The sequence below is a fragment of the Alphaproteobacteria bacterium genome (genome assembly GCA_040216735.1).
Taxonomy (GTDB): domain Bacteria; phylum Pseudomonadota; class Alphaproteobacteria; order SHVP01; family SHVP01; genus CALJDF01.
In genome coordinates this window covers 62,950-80,605 of record JAVJOO010000002.1, presented here as the reverse complement: position 1 = coordinate 80,605, position 17,656 = coordinate 62,950, and the positions used below count along the sequence as shown (strand labels likewise).

Sequence of the window (17,656 nt, the reverse complement as noted above, 5' to 3'; positions counted from 1 at the left end):
AGGGGAGGATCGTCATGGGCAGTGTCATTTCGGCTGAGGGCAAGAAATTCGACGTCACGGTGCCGGTTTTGGTGATCGGTGCGGGCGCGTGTGGTTGTACCGCCGCATTGGCGGCGCACGAAAAGGGCGTCGAGGTGATGATCCTGGAACGCGACGACACGCCGCGTGGCAACACGTCGCTATCGGGCGGGCAGATTCCGGCTGGCGGGACAAAGTTGCAAAAGGCCGCCGGGATCGTCGATTCGGCGGACATTCTTTACAAGGACATCCTGGCCAAGGCGCAGGACCAGTGCGACAAGGATCTCGCGCGCCACGTCGCCAACGAATCGGCCAAGACGGTCGACTGGTTGGTCGATCGCTACAAGTTGCCGCTGTCTTGTATTTCCGACTTCACCTATCCCGGCCACACGGTTCCGCATATGCATGCGTCTCCCAGCCGGTTTGGTGCGGAACTGCTGACCGTGTTTCTTCAAGCCGTCGCGGGCGAAGGCATCGATATCGCGACCTCGGCCCACGTCACCGATCTGTTCGCCGACGCCGATGGGCGGATTCGCGGTGTGCGCATCACCCGACCCGACGGCAAGCACGAAGATGTCGGGTGCGAGGCGCTGATCTTGGCCTCCAACGGCTATGGCGGGAACAAAGAGCTCCTAAAAAAGTACATCCCCGAGATTGTCGACGCCCACTACCACGGCCACGACGGCAACCAGGGCGACGCAGTCTTGTGGGGCGAACAACTCAAGGCGTCGATCAAGGACATGGCGTCGTTCCAGGGGCACGGCGCGGTCATCACCCCGCACAATATTCATTTGGGCTGGCCCTCGATCACCGAAGGCGGATTCCAGGTGAACAAGGACGGCGTGCGGTTTTCAGACGAGAACCACGGTTATTCCGAACAGGCACTCAATGTCGTGCGCCAGCCCGGCCACGTCGCCTGGACGATCTGGGACCAGCGCTGCCAGGACGTCGCCATTCAGATGCACAGCCACCAAGAAGCGATGAAGGCGGACGCCATCAAAAAGTGCGACACCGTGGCCGAGCTTGCCAAGACGGTCGGCTGCGGCGAGGCCGCGTTGCAGCAAACGATGAAAGAGAACGCGGAGATGTGCCAGGGCAAGCGCACCGATCCGTTCGGCCGCAACTTCGCCAAGAAGCCGCCGCTCGCGCCGCCCTACTACATTGCCAAAATCCAAGGTGCGTTGTTCCACACCCAAGGCGGCCTCGAAGTGAACAAAGAGGCGCGGGTTCTCAAGGAGGACGGCACACCGTTCCCGAATCTTTTCGCCGGCGGCGGCGCTGCGCGCGGCTTCTCCGGCCCGGCCGATTGGGGCTACCTGTCGGGTTCGGGGCTGATGTCGGCGACCAACTTGGGCCGCCTCGCGGGTGAGGCCGCCGCCGATTTGGTCAAGCGGTAGCGCAGCCCCAGCGTCGCGGGGGCGCGGCCATCCATGGTCACAAATCCGCGGATACCCCTTGTCCGCGCGTCCATGAGACCGCATGTACCCGGCGGGTTCCGCGGTCCGGTGCAATGAAGCGCCGCCTGCCGGCGCCGCACGCGTGGGTTCCTTGAGTTCGACTTTCTATGAAGACATTACGCCGGTCGCCGACTTCGGCCGGGTTCTCGACCAAAGCGCCTACCGGGCGCTGCCCGAGGATTGGTGGGTCGGGGTCACCGACGTCGTCGAATCGACGGCGGCGATTGCCGCCGGGCGCTACAAGGCGGTGAACTTGGCCGGTGCGGCGGCGATCAGCGCGGTCATTAACGCGCTGGGTCATCAAGGGTTCCCCTTTGCCTTCGGCGGCGACGGGGCACAGTTTGCCGTTCCCGCAAGCGACGCGTCGGCGGCGCGGGACGCATTGACGCGCACCGCCGCCTGGGTGCGCGACGACTTGCATCTCGACCTGCGGGTCGCGTTGATCCCGGTCGCGGATATTCGCAAGGCCGGGGTCGATGTCCAGGTCGCGCGCTACAGCGCCTCATCGGCGCTCGACTACGCGATGTTCTCGGGCGGCGGGATCAGGTGGGCCGAGACCGAACTCAAGGCCGGCCGCATCGGCTTGGAACCCGCCGCGCCCGACGCGCGGCCCGACCTGACCGGGCTGTCGTGCCAATGGGGTCCGGTGCGCGCACGTAACGGCGCGATCCTGTCGATCATCGTGCGGCCCAACGAGGCGGTCCCCGGTCCGGCCTACGCCGCCGCGACGGCCGATCTCTTGAAGATCCTGAACAAGGAAAAGCAATACAACCCGATGCCGTCGCGCGGTCCCGATCTGGGCTGGCCGCTCGGCAGCGCCGAACTGATGGGTCGCTTGGTGGGCAGCAAGGCGCCCCGGGCGGCGCGCCGCCTGCGGGCGATTTTCCAGACCCTGGTGTTGTCGGCGATGTTCCGGCTGCGGTTAAAGCTGGGGCCATTCGATTCGGCGCACTATCGCCGCATGGTGTCGGCCAACACCGACTTCCAGAAGTACGACGACGGGCTCTACCTCACGGTCGATTGTGGCGCGGCGGTTGCCCGCGAGATCGAGGAACTTCTTGGCGCGGCCCAAGCCAAGGGGGTCTTGACCTACGGCCTGCACCGCCAAAAGGAGGCGATGATGACGTGCATCGTGCCCTCGATCACCGCCGATTCGCACCTGCACTTCCTCGACGGCGGCGGCGGCGGTTACGCGTCGGCCGCGGCCCAGCTCAAAGACGCGGCGGCCTAGGACGCTTGTAGTCCGGTGTAGAGGGTCACTGCGCGCAGGCTGCGCCGGTACCACCAAATCGCGCCAACGACGACCACGGGAAACGCCACCACCGCGCCCGCCGCAAGGAGCGTAGCTAAATGGGTGTCGAGCCAGCCGCCCGGTAACAGACCAAGCGTTTCACCCGCGGCTTCGCCGCCGAATGCGGCTATCACGCCGACCACGACAATGGCGGGCCCCAAGGTCGAAAGGGCAAGGAGGGTCACTAGGGCGGCTTCGGCATGGCGCTTAAACAGGGATGTCATCGACGGAACTCCAAAATCGGTAAAATCGGATCGTCGCGTCCGGGGGTTCGGTCGGGCCGGAAGGGTACCCCCGGACGCGATTCCGGACGCGGCGGCACGGTTCGGGCGCCGCTGCTTCCGGCTAAACGTGGCTTAGTGGGCCCGTTTGATCCCTGCGCCGGCCATCGCGGCGTTGATCTTTTCGACGCAGGCGGCTTCGTCGCCGGCCTTCATCGCCTTGTCGGCCTCGCCCCAAAGCTTCTTGGCGGCGTCGACTTTGGTCGCGTCGGTCACGTTCGCCAATTCCTTCTGCACGAAGGCAAGGTCGTCTTTGCAGGTCGCCGCGTTAGCGGGCGACATGGCAAACAGCGATGCACCGACCGCGAGGGCGGCCAGCAAACCGAGGGTCTTCATTTCTTCTCTCCATAAAAGCATCGCAGGCGGCGCCGACAGTGGCGCTTCGCGTGTGCGTGCGGGCGGAAATCTAGGGATTGACGGTCATGGGCGGAAGTAGGGGCAAGGTGCCGCGTCAAGGCTCTGCGGACGTCGGCGGCGCGACCGGTTACGCGCGATTCCGGCCCGCGCGGCGGCTTCCAGCGCATCGTCATGCGTGAGTAGGTACGGGCCCGCCGCGCGTCAATCCGGCAAAAGAAAAATATCGCCCGCGCGCCCGTTCGCGCCGGCAGGTAAAATCCCCCGGGGCTGCTTGGGCCGAAAAAAGTCTAGCCGCGCCCGCGGTAGGGGGCCACGCCTTGGTCGGGCAGCCACACGCCATCAGGCGGCGCGCCGGTTTGCCAGAAGACATCGATCGGGATGCCGCCGCGCGGAAAGAAATAGCCGCCAATCCGCAGCCACTGCGGTGCGACCTCTGTCACCAGCCGTTGAGCGATGCCGGCGATACAGTCTTCGTGAAATGCCCCGTGGTTGCGGAACGCGCCCAAATAAAGTTTGAGCGCCTTGCTCTCAATGAGCCATTCGTCAGGGACGTAGTCGATCACGAGGTGGGCGAAGTCGGGCTGGCCGGTCATCGGGCAAAGGCTGGTGAATTCGGGGCAGGTGAAACGCACGACATAGGGTGTCTCGCGGCTGCCGTTTGGCACGCGCTCGATGATCGCGTCGTCGGGCGTAGCGGGTGTCTCGGTCTTGCCGCCGAGAATGGTCAGGCCGCTGGTATCCGTCATGGCAAACTCCCTACGGGTTGAAGTGTCCCCAGATTGTCCATAGCCCGATCGTTACAAAGCCGACGCCCGCGATCAGTTTGAGTGGGATCATCGTCAAATAGCGCTCGACCGTCGTCCCGAGAACGACGGCAAGGGCGGTCGACGCGACCAGTGCGCCGGCGGCCGCGACGAAGACCAACAGGGGCCTGGTGTCGCGTTCGGCGGCGAACAGGACGGTCGCAAGCTGCGTCTTATCGCCAAGCTCGGCGAGGAACACCGTGACGAAAATTACCCATACCTGACTCACGTTTGAAGCTCCCTGAAAAGCGATTCGCGGGGTTTGTTGTTTTTGCCCGGCGCGGGCGTCGGTTACCCGACGCGTCTAAACCGGCTTTTCGCCTTCGACCGTGGTGCGGTGCATGTGGCGGATGTGGCGCGCGTCGAATGGTGTGGCGTGATGCAAGATGCTTCGGTTGTCCCACATCACGAGATCGCCGACCTGCCAGCGGTGGCGATAGATAAAAGCATCTTTTGCCCAATGCGCCCGGAGGAAGTCGAGAATCGCGTCCGATTCCGCGTCGCTTACACCGAGGACCTTGAGCACGAATACCCCCGCATAGAGCGCCTTGCGGCCGGTCTTTGGATGGGTGCGGACTAGGGGGTGTTCGACGCCGGTGACGCGGGCCAGTTGCTCGTCGGTGAATTTGGGCGCGGTGGTCTTGTTGAGCCCGTGCAGGGCGCTGAGTTTACCCAGCCGCGTTTTCCATTCGCCCGGCAGGGCATCGTAGGCGGCGAACTGGCTCGCGAACAGCGTGTCGCCGCCCTCGGGCGGGATTTCCACCGCATACAGAAACGAGCCCATGCTGGGGGCCGCGGTAAACGAGACGTCGGTGTGCCAATAGCGCCCGGCCTCGACCAGGCCGATCGGGTTGCCGGCATCGTCGGTGCGGTTGGACAACAGCAGAATCTCGGGATGGCCCGCGAGCTGGTACTGGTCGAGGATATGGACCTCCAACGGCCCGAAGCGGCGCGAGAAAGCGATATGTGCTTCCGGTGCCAAGTTCTGGCCGCGAAACACCAGCACAGAATTCTGGTAGAACGCTTGCTCAAGGACGGCGAAGGTGGCGTCGTCCAAAGGTTGCGACAGGTCGACGCCAGCGATTTCGGTGCCGACATGGTCGTGCAGTTTGGTCATGGTCAGTGTCATGCCGCATCATCCGGCAGGATAGGCGGCGCGCGCAAGGGCAGGCCGCGCAGGGGAGGACAAGCAATGAATCTAGGGTTTAAGAACAAAATCGCGATCGTCACCGGTGCCTCCAAGGGGATCGGGGCGGCCTGCGCCGAAATTCTCGCGGCGGAGGGCGCCAAGGTCGTGTTGGTGGCGCGCACCCCGCGCTATCTCGACGCGTTGGCCAAGCGGTTGTCCAAACGCTACCGCACCGAAGTCGGGTTCATTGCGGCCGATATGGGCGCGCGCGGCAGTGCCGATCACGTTGCCAAGGAAGTGCTGGGCGCATTCGGGCGGATCGACATTCTGATCAACTCTGCCGGTTCGTCCCAGGGCGGGCTGTTTTGGGAAGTCACCGACGATACCTGGGATGCCGCGCTGCAGCTCAAGTTCCTGGGTGCCGTGCGCATGGTGCGCGCGGTGCTGCCGGCGATGCGCAGGCAAAAATACGGGCGCATCGTCAACGTCGCCGGCAATACCGGGCGCCAACCCCACCCGCGCCTATTGCCGGGCTCCACCACCAATGCGGCGCTGCTGTCCTTCACCAAGGGCCTGTCCGAAGAAATCATGAAATACGGTATCTACATCAACGCGCTGCAACCCGGCCCGACCCAGACCGAGCATTGGGACAAGCTGATGACCAACCTGTCGCGCGGCACGGGCTTCACGCCCCGGGCGTTCGAAAAGGAATTCATGAAGGAGATCCCGATGCGCCGCGTCGCCGCCGCGATCGAGATGGCGCGCCCGGTGATCTTCATGGCGAGCGACCTCGCCAGCTACATGACCGGGCGCTCGATCATTGTGGACGGCGGCTGGACGAAAGACTTGGCGTAGAGGCGGGGTTTTCGCGTGAAACGATCCCTGATCCAAGCATAATACCGGGGATGACCGAACAGCCCCCCGGGCCGGCGACGGCGCCCGCCACCGCCGAACCGGCGCGCACCGTGTTGCGCAATGGTCGGTTGTCGATGCGCAAGGTATGGGCGCAGGCGCTCGGCGCGCTGTTCCGTGACGCGGTGCCGATTTTGTCGGCGATGATCGGGCCGGTGGTGGTGATGACGCTCGTGTCGTACGGCTTCGTTGCGGCACTTTTGCGGTTATCCGCTGACGCCCAAACTCTGCTCTCCTTAGTCGCGGACCTAGTATTGGCGTTGGTCTGGTTCGCGCTGTGGGTCGGCTTCGCGTCGTATTTGCATCGGCTCTTCTTGCACCCTCAGTCCAGTGGCTCGCCCTGGCGCGCAATCGTGTGGACCAAAGAGCAGACCCGCTTTTCTAAGGGAGTGATGAAGCTTGTCCTGTTGATCGTCGGGATGTTCGTCGGTCTGTCGATCGTCAGTTTGGTTTTCGGTTCAGTCACCGGAACCTTCGGCGTGCTGGTCATCAGTGTCGGCGGCAGCTTGGGTATCCTTATCGTGTGGTCGCGGCTGTCGATGGTGTTGCCGTCGACGGCGGTGGGCCGGCCCTTGGCGTTGGGCGATGCATGGGTGTTCACCGGGCAGGCGAAAGTACGCGTTGTCATACTCTTCGCGTCCATGTACGCCGTGTCGCAGTTCTTCAGCAAATTCGTGCCGGTGTCGTTCGCCGGCGCGCCTGACGCGTTTTCCGATTCAATCGCCCTGGCTTGGGTGCCGGCCTTCATTTCCAGTGTCGCTTTATTCGCGGGCGCCGCCGTTGTCGCGGCAGTGCTGTCGGCAACCTATCGCGGGCTCGTGGAAATGCGGCCACCGGATGTGCGCGACACCTATGTCCCCCAAGACGGCGCGCATCTCGGGGACGCGCCCTAGAAGGGTCCATCCGACGCGCTTAGGCCGCGGCCGCCCGAAAGGGACCGCGATGCTGGCCTCGCCGCCGCGTCTGCGCCCGCGCTACGCCTTCGGATAGGCGGCGATGTCTTCCTTGGTCAGGCGGAACTTGAGCGACGGGCGGCTTAGAATGCCGTCGTACCATTCGCCCAGCACCGGAAATTCTTTCTTCCAGTCCCAATCGCCGTCGCCGTCGACCAGCTTGCAGTCGGTAATCGGGTTGCGCAAGCTGAGGTAGGACAGGCTGCCCGCCGAGGTGACGTGGGCGATGTGGAAGACCTTCGGGTTCTTCAGCCATTCCTTGGCGTCTTCGTTGAGCAGCTTGAGCGCCAGCATGATCTTGCGCCGTTCGCGCAGCATGTAATCCTTGTTCCACACCGCCTTGTCGCGCCAGCTTTCGACCCGAACCAGGGTGGTGGCGTCGAACACGCCGTCGGAGGTGACCATTTGGCGGCGCACGTCCCATTGGGTGGCATCCTTGGGAAACAGCGGTGCGGTCGTGTTGAACGAATCGAGGTATTCGCAAATCAACAGGCCGCCGAACAACGGCTTGCCGTCGTCCTTCACGAAGGATGGCACTTTGCCCAAGGGGTTGTACTTCCAAATTTCGGTGTCTTCGTCGAACGGTACCTGGCGTTCCATGTGGAGTTTGTCGAGGACGCCCGCTTCGTGCGCGGTGACGAGAACCTTATGGATGTAGTCGGGGTTGGGCGTGAAGACGAGTTTCATGATCGGTTCCTTGGGTTGCGGCGCGCGCGGTCTTGGCCGCGCTGCGTCCGGTGGAAAGACTAACCTAAAGCTTGCTGAGGTCCGGCGTGCCGGCTTCGGGCACGAGAATGCGCACGTCCTGCTCGACGATGTATTCGCGCGCTTTTTTGACATAGGCCAGGAACGTGGGGTCGGCGGCGCATGCGGCGCGGCGGCGCTGGCGCTCCTCAAGGTTGGCGTAGCCCCACATGTGGATGATTTGGTTCGGGTTGCCGATTTCCTGACGGAACATACCGATGAAATTGCCGAGGATGCGTTTTTGCACGTCTCGGCCCTCTTCGTCGAAGAGTTTGAGAAACAGCGGCACGGTGCCCGTCTTCAGCGTATAGGCGCGGTAGTCGATGATCATGTGCATCCTCCCCGGATCGGCGCATTGTCGTTGGCCGCATAATCTAAGGGACGGATGGCGCCGGCGCGATACCTTTGGCGGCGCTGCCCGCCCGGCAAAAAAAAAAAGAAGACGCCGTGCGGCGAGCCGCACGGCGCAAGGTAACCCGAACAGGGAGGTAATGCCGCGGGGTTTAGGCGGCTTCGGGGTTCAGTTCTTTGGTGTAGAGAGTCGCGCCGTCGAGATCCTTGAGGTCGACGGTCATGATCCGGCTGCGGGCGTCAATGCGGACCTGACCGAAGAACTGCATCCCGTCGGAGGGCGGCAGGTTGAACTGTCCGGCCGGCGGTGCCTTCACATACATCACCTGCGGTCCGAACGTATTGTCGAGATCGTTGGGTCCGAAGGTGCCGGCGTTGAGCGGACCGGATACGAACTCCCAGAACGGTTTGAATTCCTGAAACTGCGCTTGGTTGGGATCGTAGAAGTGCGCTGCGGTGTAATGCACGTCCGCCGTCAACCAAACGACGTTCTGGATGTCGGCCGTCTTGATGAAGCTGAGGACATCGGCAATATCGAACTCGCGACCGCGTACCGGGCCGTTCCCGTTTGCCCCGTTCTCGAAAGTATCCTTGGTCTGGAAGTTGTCGTAGACGACGAGCCCGATGGGCATGTCCGACGCGATGACCTTCCACACGGCATTGGACGTGAACAGTTCCTGCTTCAACCAGCGGATCTGTTCATGGCCAAGAAATTCCGTCGCGGCGCTGCGTTCGCTCTGGTTGTTGGCACCGATTGCAGCCCGGTAGGTGCGCATGTCCAAGAAAAATACATCGAGCAACGGCCCGTAGGAGATCTTGCGGTAGACCCGTTCTGGATCGCGCGGGTGCTGGCGCAGCGGCATGTATTCCATGAACGCGCGGTTGGCGCGCGCCGCCAGCAGCGCCGCACTCTTGACGGAATAGCGGTCGTCGTTCGCGAGCACCTCGGTTGGGTACCAGTTGTTGACCGTCTCATGGTCGTCCCACTGGGCAAGCATAGGCACTTCGGCGTTGAAGCGGCGGAGGTTCTCATCCATCAAATTGTAGCGGTAGTTGGCGCGGAACTCGTTGAGCGTCTCTGCGACTTTCAACTTCTCCTCGATAACGACGTTCTTCCACATCTGTCCGTTCGGCATTTTTGCTTCGGCCGCGATCGGTCCGTCCGCATAAATGGTGTCGCCCGAATGGATGAAGAAATCCGGTTGGACGCGGCGCATCGCTTCATAGATTTTCATGCCGCCCCACTCGGTGTTGATGCCCCAACCCTGACCGGCGGTGTCGCCCGACCATACGAACGAGACGTCTTGAAAACCGGCGGGTGGTGTGTTGAAGCGACCGATCAAGGGTTCGCTCAGGACGTTCACGTCGTCGAGATTCTGGAACTGGGCGCGGTAGAATATCCGCTGACCTTGCGGCAAACCTGCCAGGTCGATCTTGGCGCAGAAATCGTTGCTGGCGAGGGCGGCGGGCCCGACCACACGCCGGGCGTCGGCGAAGGATTCCGTCGTCGACCAATCGACGATAAGGCGCGCGGCGCGGTCGGCTCGGCTCCAAATCATCGCCCGGTCGGCGCTGATGTCGCCGGTCTGAAGGCCGCTCGGCATCAGAGGCCGGCCGGCTGCAGCAGCGGCGAGGGCAGGCGCGCCCGTCAAGAACCCTAGCCCAGTACCGCTGGCGGCGGCGAGAACGCCCCCGGTCGCGAGCGATTGTTTGAGAAAGCGGCGGCGGCTTGGCCGGATCGTCATCGTCCCTACTCCTCAGGTGGCAGCGGTTGAATGGCCGGATGTTTAGGCCTGTCCGGTGACTCCAGGATGACTGCGCTATGAACCGGGCGTTAAATCGATTGCTGGCGGGACGATGACGCCTCGGTCGTTCGTGCTAATCTCGGCGCAGCGCAGAGCGCGAAACGAAACTTGGGAGGAGGCCTGCATGGCGAAGGAAATTCTGGTGGCTTACGGTGTCGATGTCGATGCGGTGGCCGGGTGGTTGGGGTCGTACGGCGGTGAGGATTCGCCCGACGATATTTCCCGTGGCATGTTTTCAGGTGAGGTCGGAAGCCCGCGTCTGCTGGACCTGTTCGACCGCTGGGGCATCAAGACGACGTGGTTTATCCCCGGTCACTCGATCGAGACGTTTCCCAAGGAAATGAAGGACGTGCATTTGCGCGGCCACGAGATCGGCGTGCACGGCTATAGCCACGAAAATCCGATCGCTATGACACGCGAACAGGAAACCATCGTCCTCGACAAATGTATCGACCTGATCAAAAAGCTCACCGGCAAAAAGCCGCGCGGCTATGTCGCGCCGTGGTGGGAATTCTCCAATGTCACCAATGAACTGCTGCTTGAGCGCGGAATCCTCTACGACCACTCGCTGATGCATCACGACTTCATTCCCTACTACGTTCGGGTCGGCGATTCGTGGACGCCGATCGACTATTCGAAGCACCCTAACGATTGGATGAAACCGCTCAAGCGCGGCAAGGAAACCGATCTCGTCGAGATTCCAGCGAGTTGGTACACCGACGATCTGCCGCCGATGATGTTCATCAAGAAGGCGCCCAATAGCCATGGCTTCGTCAACCCGCGCGATATCGAACAGATGTGGCGCGATCAGTTCGACTGGGTCTACCGCGAATACGACTATGCGGTGTTCACCATGACGATCCACCCCGACGTCTCCGGCCGCCCGCAGGTGCTGATGATGCACGAGCGCTTGCACGACCACATCGCCAATCATCCGGGCGTGCGTTTCTGCACCTTCGAGGAAATCGCCAAAGACTTCCTCAAGCGCAGTCCGCGTAAAGGCGGCAAGAAGAAGTAGGCGGCGTTCCGGTGCCCCAAATCCCCTCCTTTATCCTCCCCCTCAATGAGGGGGAGGGATGGCGTGGCGCGCGCCGCTTGGATCCCTCGATCCCGAAGCGCACAGAGTCGATCCCTCCCCCTGTACGCAGGGGGAGGTCCGGCCGCGTCGCGGCCGGGGAGGGGGGCGCCGCATCTAGGGTGCCGGTGCCACCAACCCCCTCCTTCATCCTCCCCCTCGTTGAGGGGGAGGAGATCGGTCGTTGGCGCTAAGGCGATGTGCGGTCTTTGCGGCATTCTCGGGGCGGGCGAGCACTGGACTGATTCCGACGACGTGCTGAAGAAGCGCGAGGGCGCCGAGACCCGGCGGCGCGAGCGCGCCCATCAGGTCGCGTTGACCAACCGCATCCTCAAGCACTACGGGCTGAAGATGGCGGACTGGCAGGGGGCGGCGTTCGTCGTTTCGAACCGAACCGGTGCGAGTGAAGTGATCGACCACTTCGCCGCCCTTTGGCCGACGGCCGAAAAGATGATCAAGCGGCCCTGCGATCCGCTCGATCCGAAAATCGTCGACGCGTTGGGCCGCTAGTGTCGCGCTACGCCGGCTATCTGCCCGTCAACGTCATCACCGGATTTCTCGGCTCGGGCAAGACGACCTTGCTCAAACACCTGCTGGAGTCGCCCGACATGGCCGACACGGCGGTGCTGATTAACGAGTTCGGCGAAATCGGTCTCGACCATCACTTGCTGGAACAGGTCGACGAAAACATCGTCATGCTGCAGTCGGGCTGCCTATGCTGCACGATCCGCGACGACCTCGCGACCTCGATGCGCGATCTGTGGGAACGGCGCGCGGCCGGAGAATTCGCCTTCCGCCGGCTGGTCGTGGAAACGACCGGCCTCGCCGACCCGGCGCCGATCATCTACACGCTGATGGCCGATCCGGTGATCCGCTATCACTTCCGGCTGGGCAACATTATCACCACGATCGATGCGGTGAACGGTCTTGCCCAGATGAATCGCCAGCCTGAATCGGTGAAGCAGGCCGCCGTGGCCGACCGCATCGTGCTGACCAAGACCGATCTCTCGGACGACGACGTTCCGGCCCTGCGGGCGCGGTTGCGCGACCTCAATCCGGCGGCGCCAATCTTCCTGGCAGGCGAAAAACTGACGGCCGCCAAACTGCTGACCAACGATCTCTACGACCCTAAGAGCAAGTCCAGAGAGGTCGCGCACTGGATCGATGCCGAGGCCTTCGCCGCCGCCGACCACGATCATCACCGCCACGACGCCAACCGGCACGACGATCATATCCACGCGTTTTGCCTCACCTTCGAGCGGCCGATCGACTGGACCGCCTTCGGCATCTGGCTGACGATGCTGCTCCAGGCGCACGGCGAGAACGTGCTGCGGGTCAAGGGCTTGCTCAACGTCAAGGGCATGCCGGCCCCAGTGGCGATTCACGGCGTCCAGCACGTGGTCCACCCACCGGTGCACCTCAAGCGTTGGCCCGACGACGACCGGCGCTCGCGCATTGTGTTCATCGTCCGCGACCTCGCGCGCGGCCCGATCGAAGCCTCGCTCGCTGCGTTTAACGCACTCGCGGACGACCGCGAAGCGGCGGCATGACGGCGGCGGTGCCACCGATAGGTTTACCACCGCCGTGGTCCGCACCCGGCCAACCTATGGAAGGAAAAAGACGATGAATCCCGTCGTTCATTTTGAGATGCCCTGTAAGGACCGCGACCGCGTCGCGGCTTTCTACAACACAGCCTTCGGCTGGAAGATGCACAACCTCGGCGAAGAGATGGACAACTACGTCCTGGCCGAGACAGGGGAGACCGGCGAGAACGGGCGTCCGAAAGAACCCGGCGTGATTAATGGCGGCTTCTATCCCGAATCGCCCGAGGCCGCGCCGCATCCCTCGGTCGTCATCGCCGTCGCGGATATCGCCCAAGCGATGGCGGCCGTCACCAAAGCGGGCGGCACGGTCTTGGGCGAACCCCATGCAATCCCCGGGATCGGCCAGTACGTTGCGTTTGTCGATACCGAAGGCAACCGCGCCAGCATTCTGCAAGGCGAGTAGGGGGGGGCGGCGCAGAGCTGTCGTTATCCGCCGCCGCTTGTCGTCGCCAGATCAACAGGGCATAACCGCCAGTCATGGATATCAGTTCCCTTACCGCCGCCCAATTGGGCCGCGCGATGCGCGACAAAACGCTCGATCCGCTCGAGGTGACCGAGCACTTCCTCGATCGGATCGCGTCGTCGAAGGACCGCTCGGTGTTTATCACGGTGACCGCCGAGCGCGCCCGCCAAGAGGCCAAGGCGAGCGCCGCGCGTTACGCCAAGGGCCATCCGCTCGGGCCGCTCGACGGCGTGCCGGTGGCGTGGAAAGACTTGGTCGACGTGCGCGGCGCGCCGACGACTTGTGCCTCGGACCTCTACCGCCAACGCCCGCCCGCCGACGACGACGCCCCCATCGTCAAGAACTGCACCGCCGCGGGCATGGTTGTGCTGGGCAAGGTCAACCTGACCGAGTTCGCCTTCTCCGGCCTCGGCCTCAACCCGCACTATGGCACGCCGATCAATCCCCACAGCGGCGATACTGCGCGCGCGCCCGGCGGTTCGTCCTCTGGTTCGGCGGTCGCGGTCGCGGCCGGTCTGGCGCCCATCGCCATCGGCACCGACACCGGCGGGTCGGTACGCATCCCGGCCGCGTTCAATGGGTTGGTCGGTTACAAGTCCTCGCAAGGCCATATCAATAAAGAGCGCGTTCAACCGCTTTCATTGACGCTCGATACCATCGGCCCGTTGGGCAAGTCGGTGGAGGATTGCGTGTTGATGGAGCGCGCCCTGCGCCGCCAACTCGTGGTCGTCCCGCGTGCCGCGGGCCTGGGCGATCTCACTGTCGTGGTGCCCGAAAACCTCGTCTTCGAAGAAGCCCAGGATGCGGTCGCCGCGAATTTCGAAACGATGCTGTCGCGTCTGTCGCGCGCCGGGGTTACCGTGCAACGCCGCCGCTTCGAGGTGTTCGAAGAAATGCTGGCGTCCTCCACCGCCCACGGCACCCTCGCCACCGCCGAGGCGTTCTATACCTTGGGTAGCCTCGTCGACGGGCCCGACGGCGGCCGGATCGACCGGCGGGTGGTGTCGCGGATCGAACGTGGCCGCGGCCAGTCCGCCGCGGACTACATTGCAATCTCGGAAACCCGCCGCGTTCTTAACCGCCAACTGGGCGCGCAAATGGAGGGGCCGACCTTCCTGGCGATGCCGACGGTCGCGATCACCGCGCCGGCGATCGCCCCGCTCGACGCCGACGACGATCTATTTCACGCGACGAACCTAACCGCGCTGCGCAACACAATGCTCGGCAACTACTTCGACCTACCCGGATTCACGTTGCCCTCGGGTGTCGACGCGCAGGGGTTGCCGACGGGCATCCTGTTCAATGCCTATACCGGCCAGGACGAACTCCTGATGTGCTACCTGCAAAGCGTGCAACGGGCGTTGGAAATTTAGAGACGGCAGCGTGCCGGACGCACAAAGGGGGGATCGATGGAACTCAGCGTAGCGACGGCGGCACAGATCGGTCGCGCGCTCCAGACAGGTGCCCTCGACGCCGTCGAGGTAACCGCGTTCTTTCTCGAACGAATCGCCGCCACCGACAACCGCGCGGTGTATACGACCGTTACCGCCGAGCGGGCGCGCACCGAGGCCGAAGCGGCCGCGCAGCGGCTTAAGCGGGGCAACAGCCGCGGTCCGCTCGACGGTGTACCGATCAGTTGGAAGGACTTGTTCGATATCGCCGGCACGATCACGACCTGCGGTTCTGCGCTGTACCGCAACAACCCACCGGCGACCGCCGATGCCGCCGCTGTTGCCCATGCAGCGGCAACCGGCATGGTCGCCCTCGGCAAGGTCGGTCTGCCCGAGTTTGCGTTTTCCGGGTTGGGCCTGAACCCGCATTTTGGGACCCCGATCAATCCGCACGATACCGCGACGCCGCGCGCGCCGGGCGGCTCATCCGGGGGATCTGGGGTTTGCGTCGCGGCCGGTCTAGCGCCGGTCAGTATCGGCACCGACACCGGCGGTTCGGTGCGTGTCCCCGCGGCCTATAACGGCCTCGTCGGTTACAAATCGTCAGAGGGACATATCGGCAAACGCGGATTGGCTGCATTGTCGCCGACGCTCGACACGATCGGCCCGTTGGCCCGGTCAGTCGAGGATTGCATCCTGCTTGAACGGGTGTTGCGCGGGCGCAAACCCGAAGCGATGGCTGCAGCGCCGCTCGAGGGCGCAACCCTGGTGGTTCCGACCAACGTCGTCTTCGACGACGTCGAAGACGCGATCGTAGCGAATTTCGACGCGGCGATTGAAAACTTGGCGCGTGCCGGCGTGAGGATCAGGCGCGAACGCGTGCCGCTGTTAGACGAGGTTTTGGTCTTAACCCAACAACACGGGTTGCTCGCCTGGGCCGAGGGTTGGCACACGATGCGTCATATTCTCGAAGGTCCCGACTACACCAAGATGGACTTCCGGGTGTGGCACGACCTTTCGCTGGGCAAGAAGATGACCGCCGATGACCTGCTTCACGTTCTTGAGGGGCACCGTCGATTGCGCGCGGCCTTGGCCGATGTGCTGGGGCCCGACGCACTCCTGGCGATGCCGACCACCAAGAACACCGCGCCGGCCATCGCCGATCTTGAAGCTAGTTGGCACACGTTCAACAGCCACAACTGGCTGGCGCTTGCCAACACCAACCTTGGTAACATCTTGGGCGTGTGTGCGTTGACTATACCGAGCGGCACGAACGCCAACGCGATGCCGACAGGGTTCATGGTCTATGCGCCGGGCGGTGAGGACGAGCGACTGTTGGCCTTGGGGCTATCGATCGAGTCAGTGCTGCGCGCCTAGGGGAGGGATCAATGTCGCCACCGACCCCAAGCCCGCGTATCGTGGGCGGGCTCTTCGAGGCGTTCCACGCGGTACCCGATCCGGTCGCGGCGATCCGCTACTGGCAAGCCTTCGGCTACCGCGTCGGCCCGGAGGGTCGGCTAGAGGCGGCGGCGGCCAAGGCACTCTACGGCGTCAACCTCGGCCTGCGCTCGATCCGCTTGCAACATCAGGACGCCGATCACGGGTTGGTGCGGCTGATGGTGTGGGACGGCACCGTGGGCGACGGACTCGGCGCCCGCGCCATCCGGGGACGGGGCACGCGTTGGACCGGGCAGAAGACCCTCAATGTGGCCCGCCTGCACGATCACGCCGAGGCGGCGCAGCAGGTGGGCGAGACGCGATGGGTCGTGCCGCCGTTCTTTGCTGGCTTTACCCCGCGCGACAAACTTGCGCCGTTTGCCCAAGCGATTCCCGGCGTGCGGGAAATGGTGGCGTTGGGCCCGCTGACCCGCCAGGTCTTTATCGAGTTCGTCGGTTGGGAATTGCCCCAATATGGCCGGATCGATCCGCACTGCCTGTTCCAGACCAGTCAGTTCACCCACCAGTGCCTGATGATCCAGGACGACAGCAAAAAAAGCCTCACCTTCTACGACGACACCCTCGGCATGGTTCGGCTCAACGATTCGACCACGGTGGGCGTGGCGGGCAGCGGTCCGGCCCGCATTTTCGACCTCGCCGACGGCGAAACGTTTTACGCCAGCGACTTCGATGATCCCCGCGCGACCAACGCCCCGGCCGAGCGCCGCTCCGGGCGGCTCAAGGTCATCCGGCTCGACGAAGGCCGGCCCGCGCCCGATTGGCGCGATCTGTCGCGTCCAGGGCACCTCGGCTACACCGGCAATTCATTCCGGGCGAACGATCTTGCGGGCATGCGCGAAAAGGTCGTCGGGGCCGGCGCCACGGCCGTAACGTCGATCGCGCCGGACGAGTTCGGCCATCGCGCGTTCTCGTTCGATTCGCCCGACGGGTATTTCTGGACAGCCCTCGAGGCGTGAGTCCTCCCACGACCGAGGATCGAGTACTGCGCGCCGTTCTCGCCAATCCGGTGAACGGTGCCCTTCTGTCCTCACTGACCGATGCGCTGTTGCCCAACTGGTACCTGACAGCGGGGTGCGTGTGCCAAAGCGTGTGGAACGCGCTGACCGGCCGCGACCCGCAATACGGCATAGACGACTACGACGTGTTCTATTTCGACGACGGCGATCTCTCTTACGAGGCGGAGGACCGGGCGATTCGCCGCACCCTGGCGGCGCTAGGTCCGCTACCCGGGGTCGATATCGAGATTCGCAATCAGGCTCGCGTCCACCTTTGGTACGAAACGCGCTTTGGCACCCCGTGCGCGGTGCTGCAATCGTCCGAGGACGGGATCGATCAATTCCTGACCCGTTCAATGTCGGTCGGCATTCGCCGCGGCGGGGATGGTGCGCTCGCGATCTACGCGCCTGCCGGACTCGACGATGTCCTGAACTTCACGATCCGCCCCAACGTCGCGCCGGGCCGCGCCGACCGCTACGCCGCGAAGGCCGCGTCCTGGGTCCGCCGATGGCCCGAACTGACCGTTCTGCCGTGGCCGGTCGAATAGCCCGTAAGCTGGCGGTTCGTT

At 63.8% G+C, this 17,656-nt stretch carries 20 protein-coding genes; 12 read left to right on the top strand and 8 right to left on the bottom strand.

Going from position 1 to position 17,656, the window contains the following annotated elements; genetic code table 11:
• Positions 1–14: 14 nt before the first annotated feature.
• Both RID42_01505 and RID42_01500 read left to right on the top strand, forming a co-directional pair.
• Entirely contained in the window at positions 15–1,415 is a 1,401-nt protein-coding gene (locus tag RID42_01505) for an FAD-dependent oxidoreductase (protein ID MEQ8246335.1), read from the top strand.
• Positions 1,416–1,566: 151 nt separating this feature from the next.
• Entirely contained in the window at positions 1,567–2,706 is a 1,140-nt protein-coding gene (locus RID42_01500) for a DUF3095 domain-containing protein (GenBank protein MEQ8246334.1), read from the top strand.
• On the opposite strand, the gene RID42_01495 is transcribed toward RID42_01500, so the two are convergent.
• The 5 genes from RID42_01495 to RID42_01475 all read right to left on the bottom strand — a co-directional run bounded on the left by RID42_01495 (position 2,703) and on the right by RID42_01475 (position 5,336).
• Positions 2,703–2,990, bottom strand: coding sequence for a hypothetical protein (locus tag RID42_01495; GenBank protein ID MEQ8246333.1), 288 nt, complete (start codon positions 2,988–2,990; stop codon positions 2,703–2,705). The two genes, RID42_01500 and RID42_01495, sit on opposite strands and share 4 nt — an antisense overlap.
• 132 nt (positions 2,991–3,122) lie before the next feature.
• Positions 3,123–3,383, bottom strand: coding sequence for a hypothetical protein (locus RID42_01490; GenBank protein ID MEQ8246332.1), 261 nt, complete (start codon positions 3,381–3,383; stop codon positions 3,123–3,125).
• Positions 3,384–3,691: 308 nt separating this feature from the next.
• A complete protein-coding gene (gene queF, locus RID42_01485; protein MEQ8246331.1) occupies positions 3,692–4,150 on the bottom strand; it encodes a preQ(1) synthase in 459 nt (152 codons plus the stop codon).
• Positions 4,151–4,160: 10 nt separating this feature from the next.
• Positions 4,161–4,436, bottom strand: coding sequence for a TMEM165/GDT1 family protein (locus tag RID42_01480; GenBank protein ID MEQ8246330.1), 276 nt, complete (start codon positions 4,434–4,436; stop codon positions 4,161–4,163).
• A 75-nt stretch (positions 4,437–4,511) separates the two neighbouring features.
• The gene (locus RID42_01475; protein ID MEQ8246329.1) at positions 4,512–5,336 is read right to left on the bottom strand and encodes a TauD/TfdA family dioxygenase; all 825 of its coding nucleotides are present in this window, start codon (positions 5,334–5,336) and stop codon (positions 4,512–4,514) included.
• Positions 5,337–5,399: 63 nt separating this feature from the next.
• Between RID42_01475 and RID42_01470 the strand changes: the two genes are divergently transcribed.
• Both RID42_01470 and RID42_01465 read left to right on the top strand, forming a co-directional pair.
• On the top strand, positions 5,400–6,191 hold the full coding sequence (locus RID42_01470) for an SDR family oxidoreductase (protein MEQ8246328.1): 792 nt from the start codon (positions 5,400–5,402) through the stop codon (positions 6,189–6,191).
• A 50-nt stretch (positions 6,192–6,241) separates the two neighbouring features.
• Complete coding sequence (locus RID42_01465) at positions 6,242–7,141, top strand: hypothetical protein (protein ID MEQ8246327.1); 900 nt, start codon at positions 6,242–6,244, stop codon at positions 7,139–7,141.
• Positions 7,142–7,222: 81 nt separating this feature from the next.
• On the opposite strand, the gene RID42_01460 is transcribed toward RID42_01465, so the two are convergent.
• From RID42_01460 to RID42_01450, 3 genes are all read right to left on the bottom strand, one after another.
• Entirely contained in the window at positions 7,223–7,888 is a 666-nt protein-coding gene (locus RID42_01460; protein ID MEQ8246326.1) for a glutathione S-transferase N-terminal domain-containing protein, read from the bottom strand.
• A 64-nt stretch (positions 7,889–7,952) separates the two neighbouring features.
• Positions 7,953–8,276, bottom strand: coding sequence for an NIPSNAP family protein (locus RID42_01455; GenBank protein ID MEQ8246325.1), 324 nt, complete (start codon positions 8,274–8,276; stop codon positions 7,953–7,955).
• A gap of 172 nt (positions 8,277–8,448) precedes the next feature.
• The gene (locus RID42_01450) at positions 8,449–10,041 is read right to left on the bottom strand and encodes an alkaline phosphatase D family protein (protein ID MEQ8246324.1); all 1,593 of its coding nucleotides are present in this window, start codon (positions 10,039–10,041) and stop codon (positions 8,449–8,451) included.
• 184 nt (positions 10,042–10,225) lie between these two features.
• On the opposite strand from RID42_01450, the gene RID42_01445 reads away from it, so the two are divergent.
• From RID42_01445 to RID42_01410, 8 genes are all read left to right on the top strand, one after another.
• Positions 10,226–11,119, top strand: coding sequence for a polysaccharide deacetylase (locus RID42_01445; GenBank protein MEQ8246323.1), 894 nt, complete (start codon positions 10,226–10,228; stop codon positions 11,117–11,119).
• Between the two features lie 255 nt (positions 11,120–11,374).
• Positions 11,375–11,686 carry a hypothetical protein gene (locus RID42_01440; protein MEQ8246322.1) on the top strand — a complete coding sequence of 104 codons (312 nt, stop codon included), beginning with the start codon at positions 11,375–11,377 and terminating at the stop codon, positions 11,684–11,686.
• Entirely contained in the window at positions 11,686–12,726 is a 1,041-nt protein-coding gene (locus tag RID42_01435) for a GTP-binding protein (protein MEQ8246321.1), read from the top strand. Before RID42_01440 ends, RID42_01435 begins: the two co-directional genes overlap by 1 nt.
• 73 nt (positions 12,727–12,799) lie before the next feature.
• Positions 12,800–13,183 carry a VOC family protein gene (locus tag RID42_01430; protein ID MEQ8246320.1) on the top strand — a complete coding sequence of 128 codons (384 nt, stop codon included), beginning with the start codon at positions 12,800–12,802 and terminating at the stop codon, positions 13,181–13,183.
• A 74-nt stretch (positions 13,184–13,257) separates the two neighbouring features.
• A complete protein-coding gene (locus RID42_01425; GenBank protein MEQ8246319.1) occupies positions 13,258–14,616 on the top strand; it encodes an amidase family protein in 1,359 nt (452 codons plus the stop codon).
• Positions 14,617–14,652: 36 nt separating this feature from the next.
• Entirely contained in the window at positions 14,653–16,011 is a 1,359-nt protein-coding gene (locus RID42_01420) for an amidase family protein (GenBank protein ID MEQ8246318.1), read from the top strand.
• Between the two features lie 11 nt (positions 16,012–16,022).
• Entirely contained in the window at positions 16,023–17,048 is a 1,026-nt protein-coding gene (locus RID42_01415; GenBank protein ID MEQ8246317.1) for a VOC family protein, read from the top strand.
• Entirely contained in the window at positions 17,045–17,635 is a 591-nt protein-coding gene (locus RID42_01410; protein MEQ8246316.1) for a nucleotidyltransferase family protein, read from the top strand. Before RID42_01415 ends, RID42_01410 begins: the two co-directional genes overlap by 4 nt.
• The last annotated feature ends 21 nt before the right edge of the window (positions 17,636–17,656 follow it).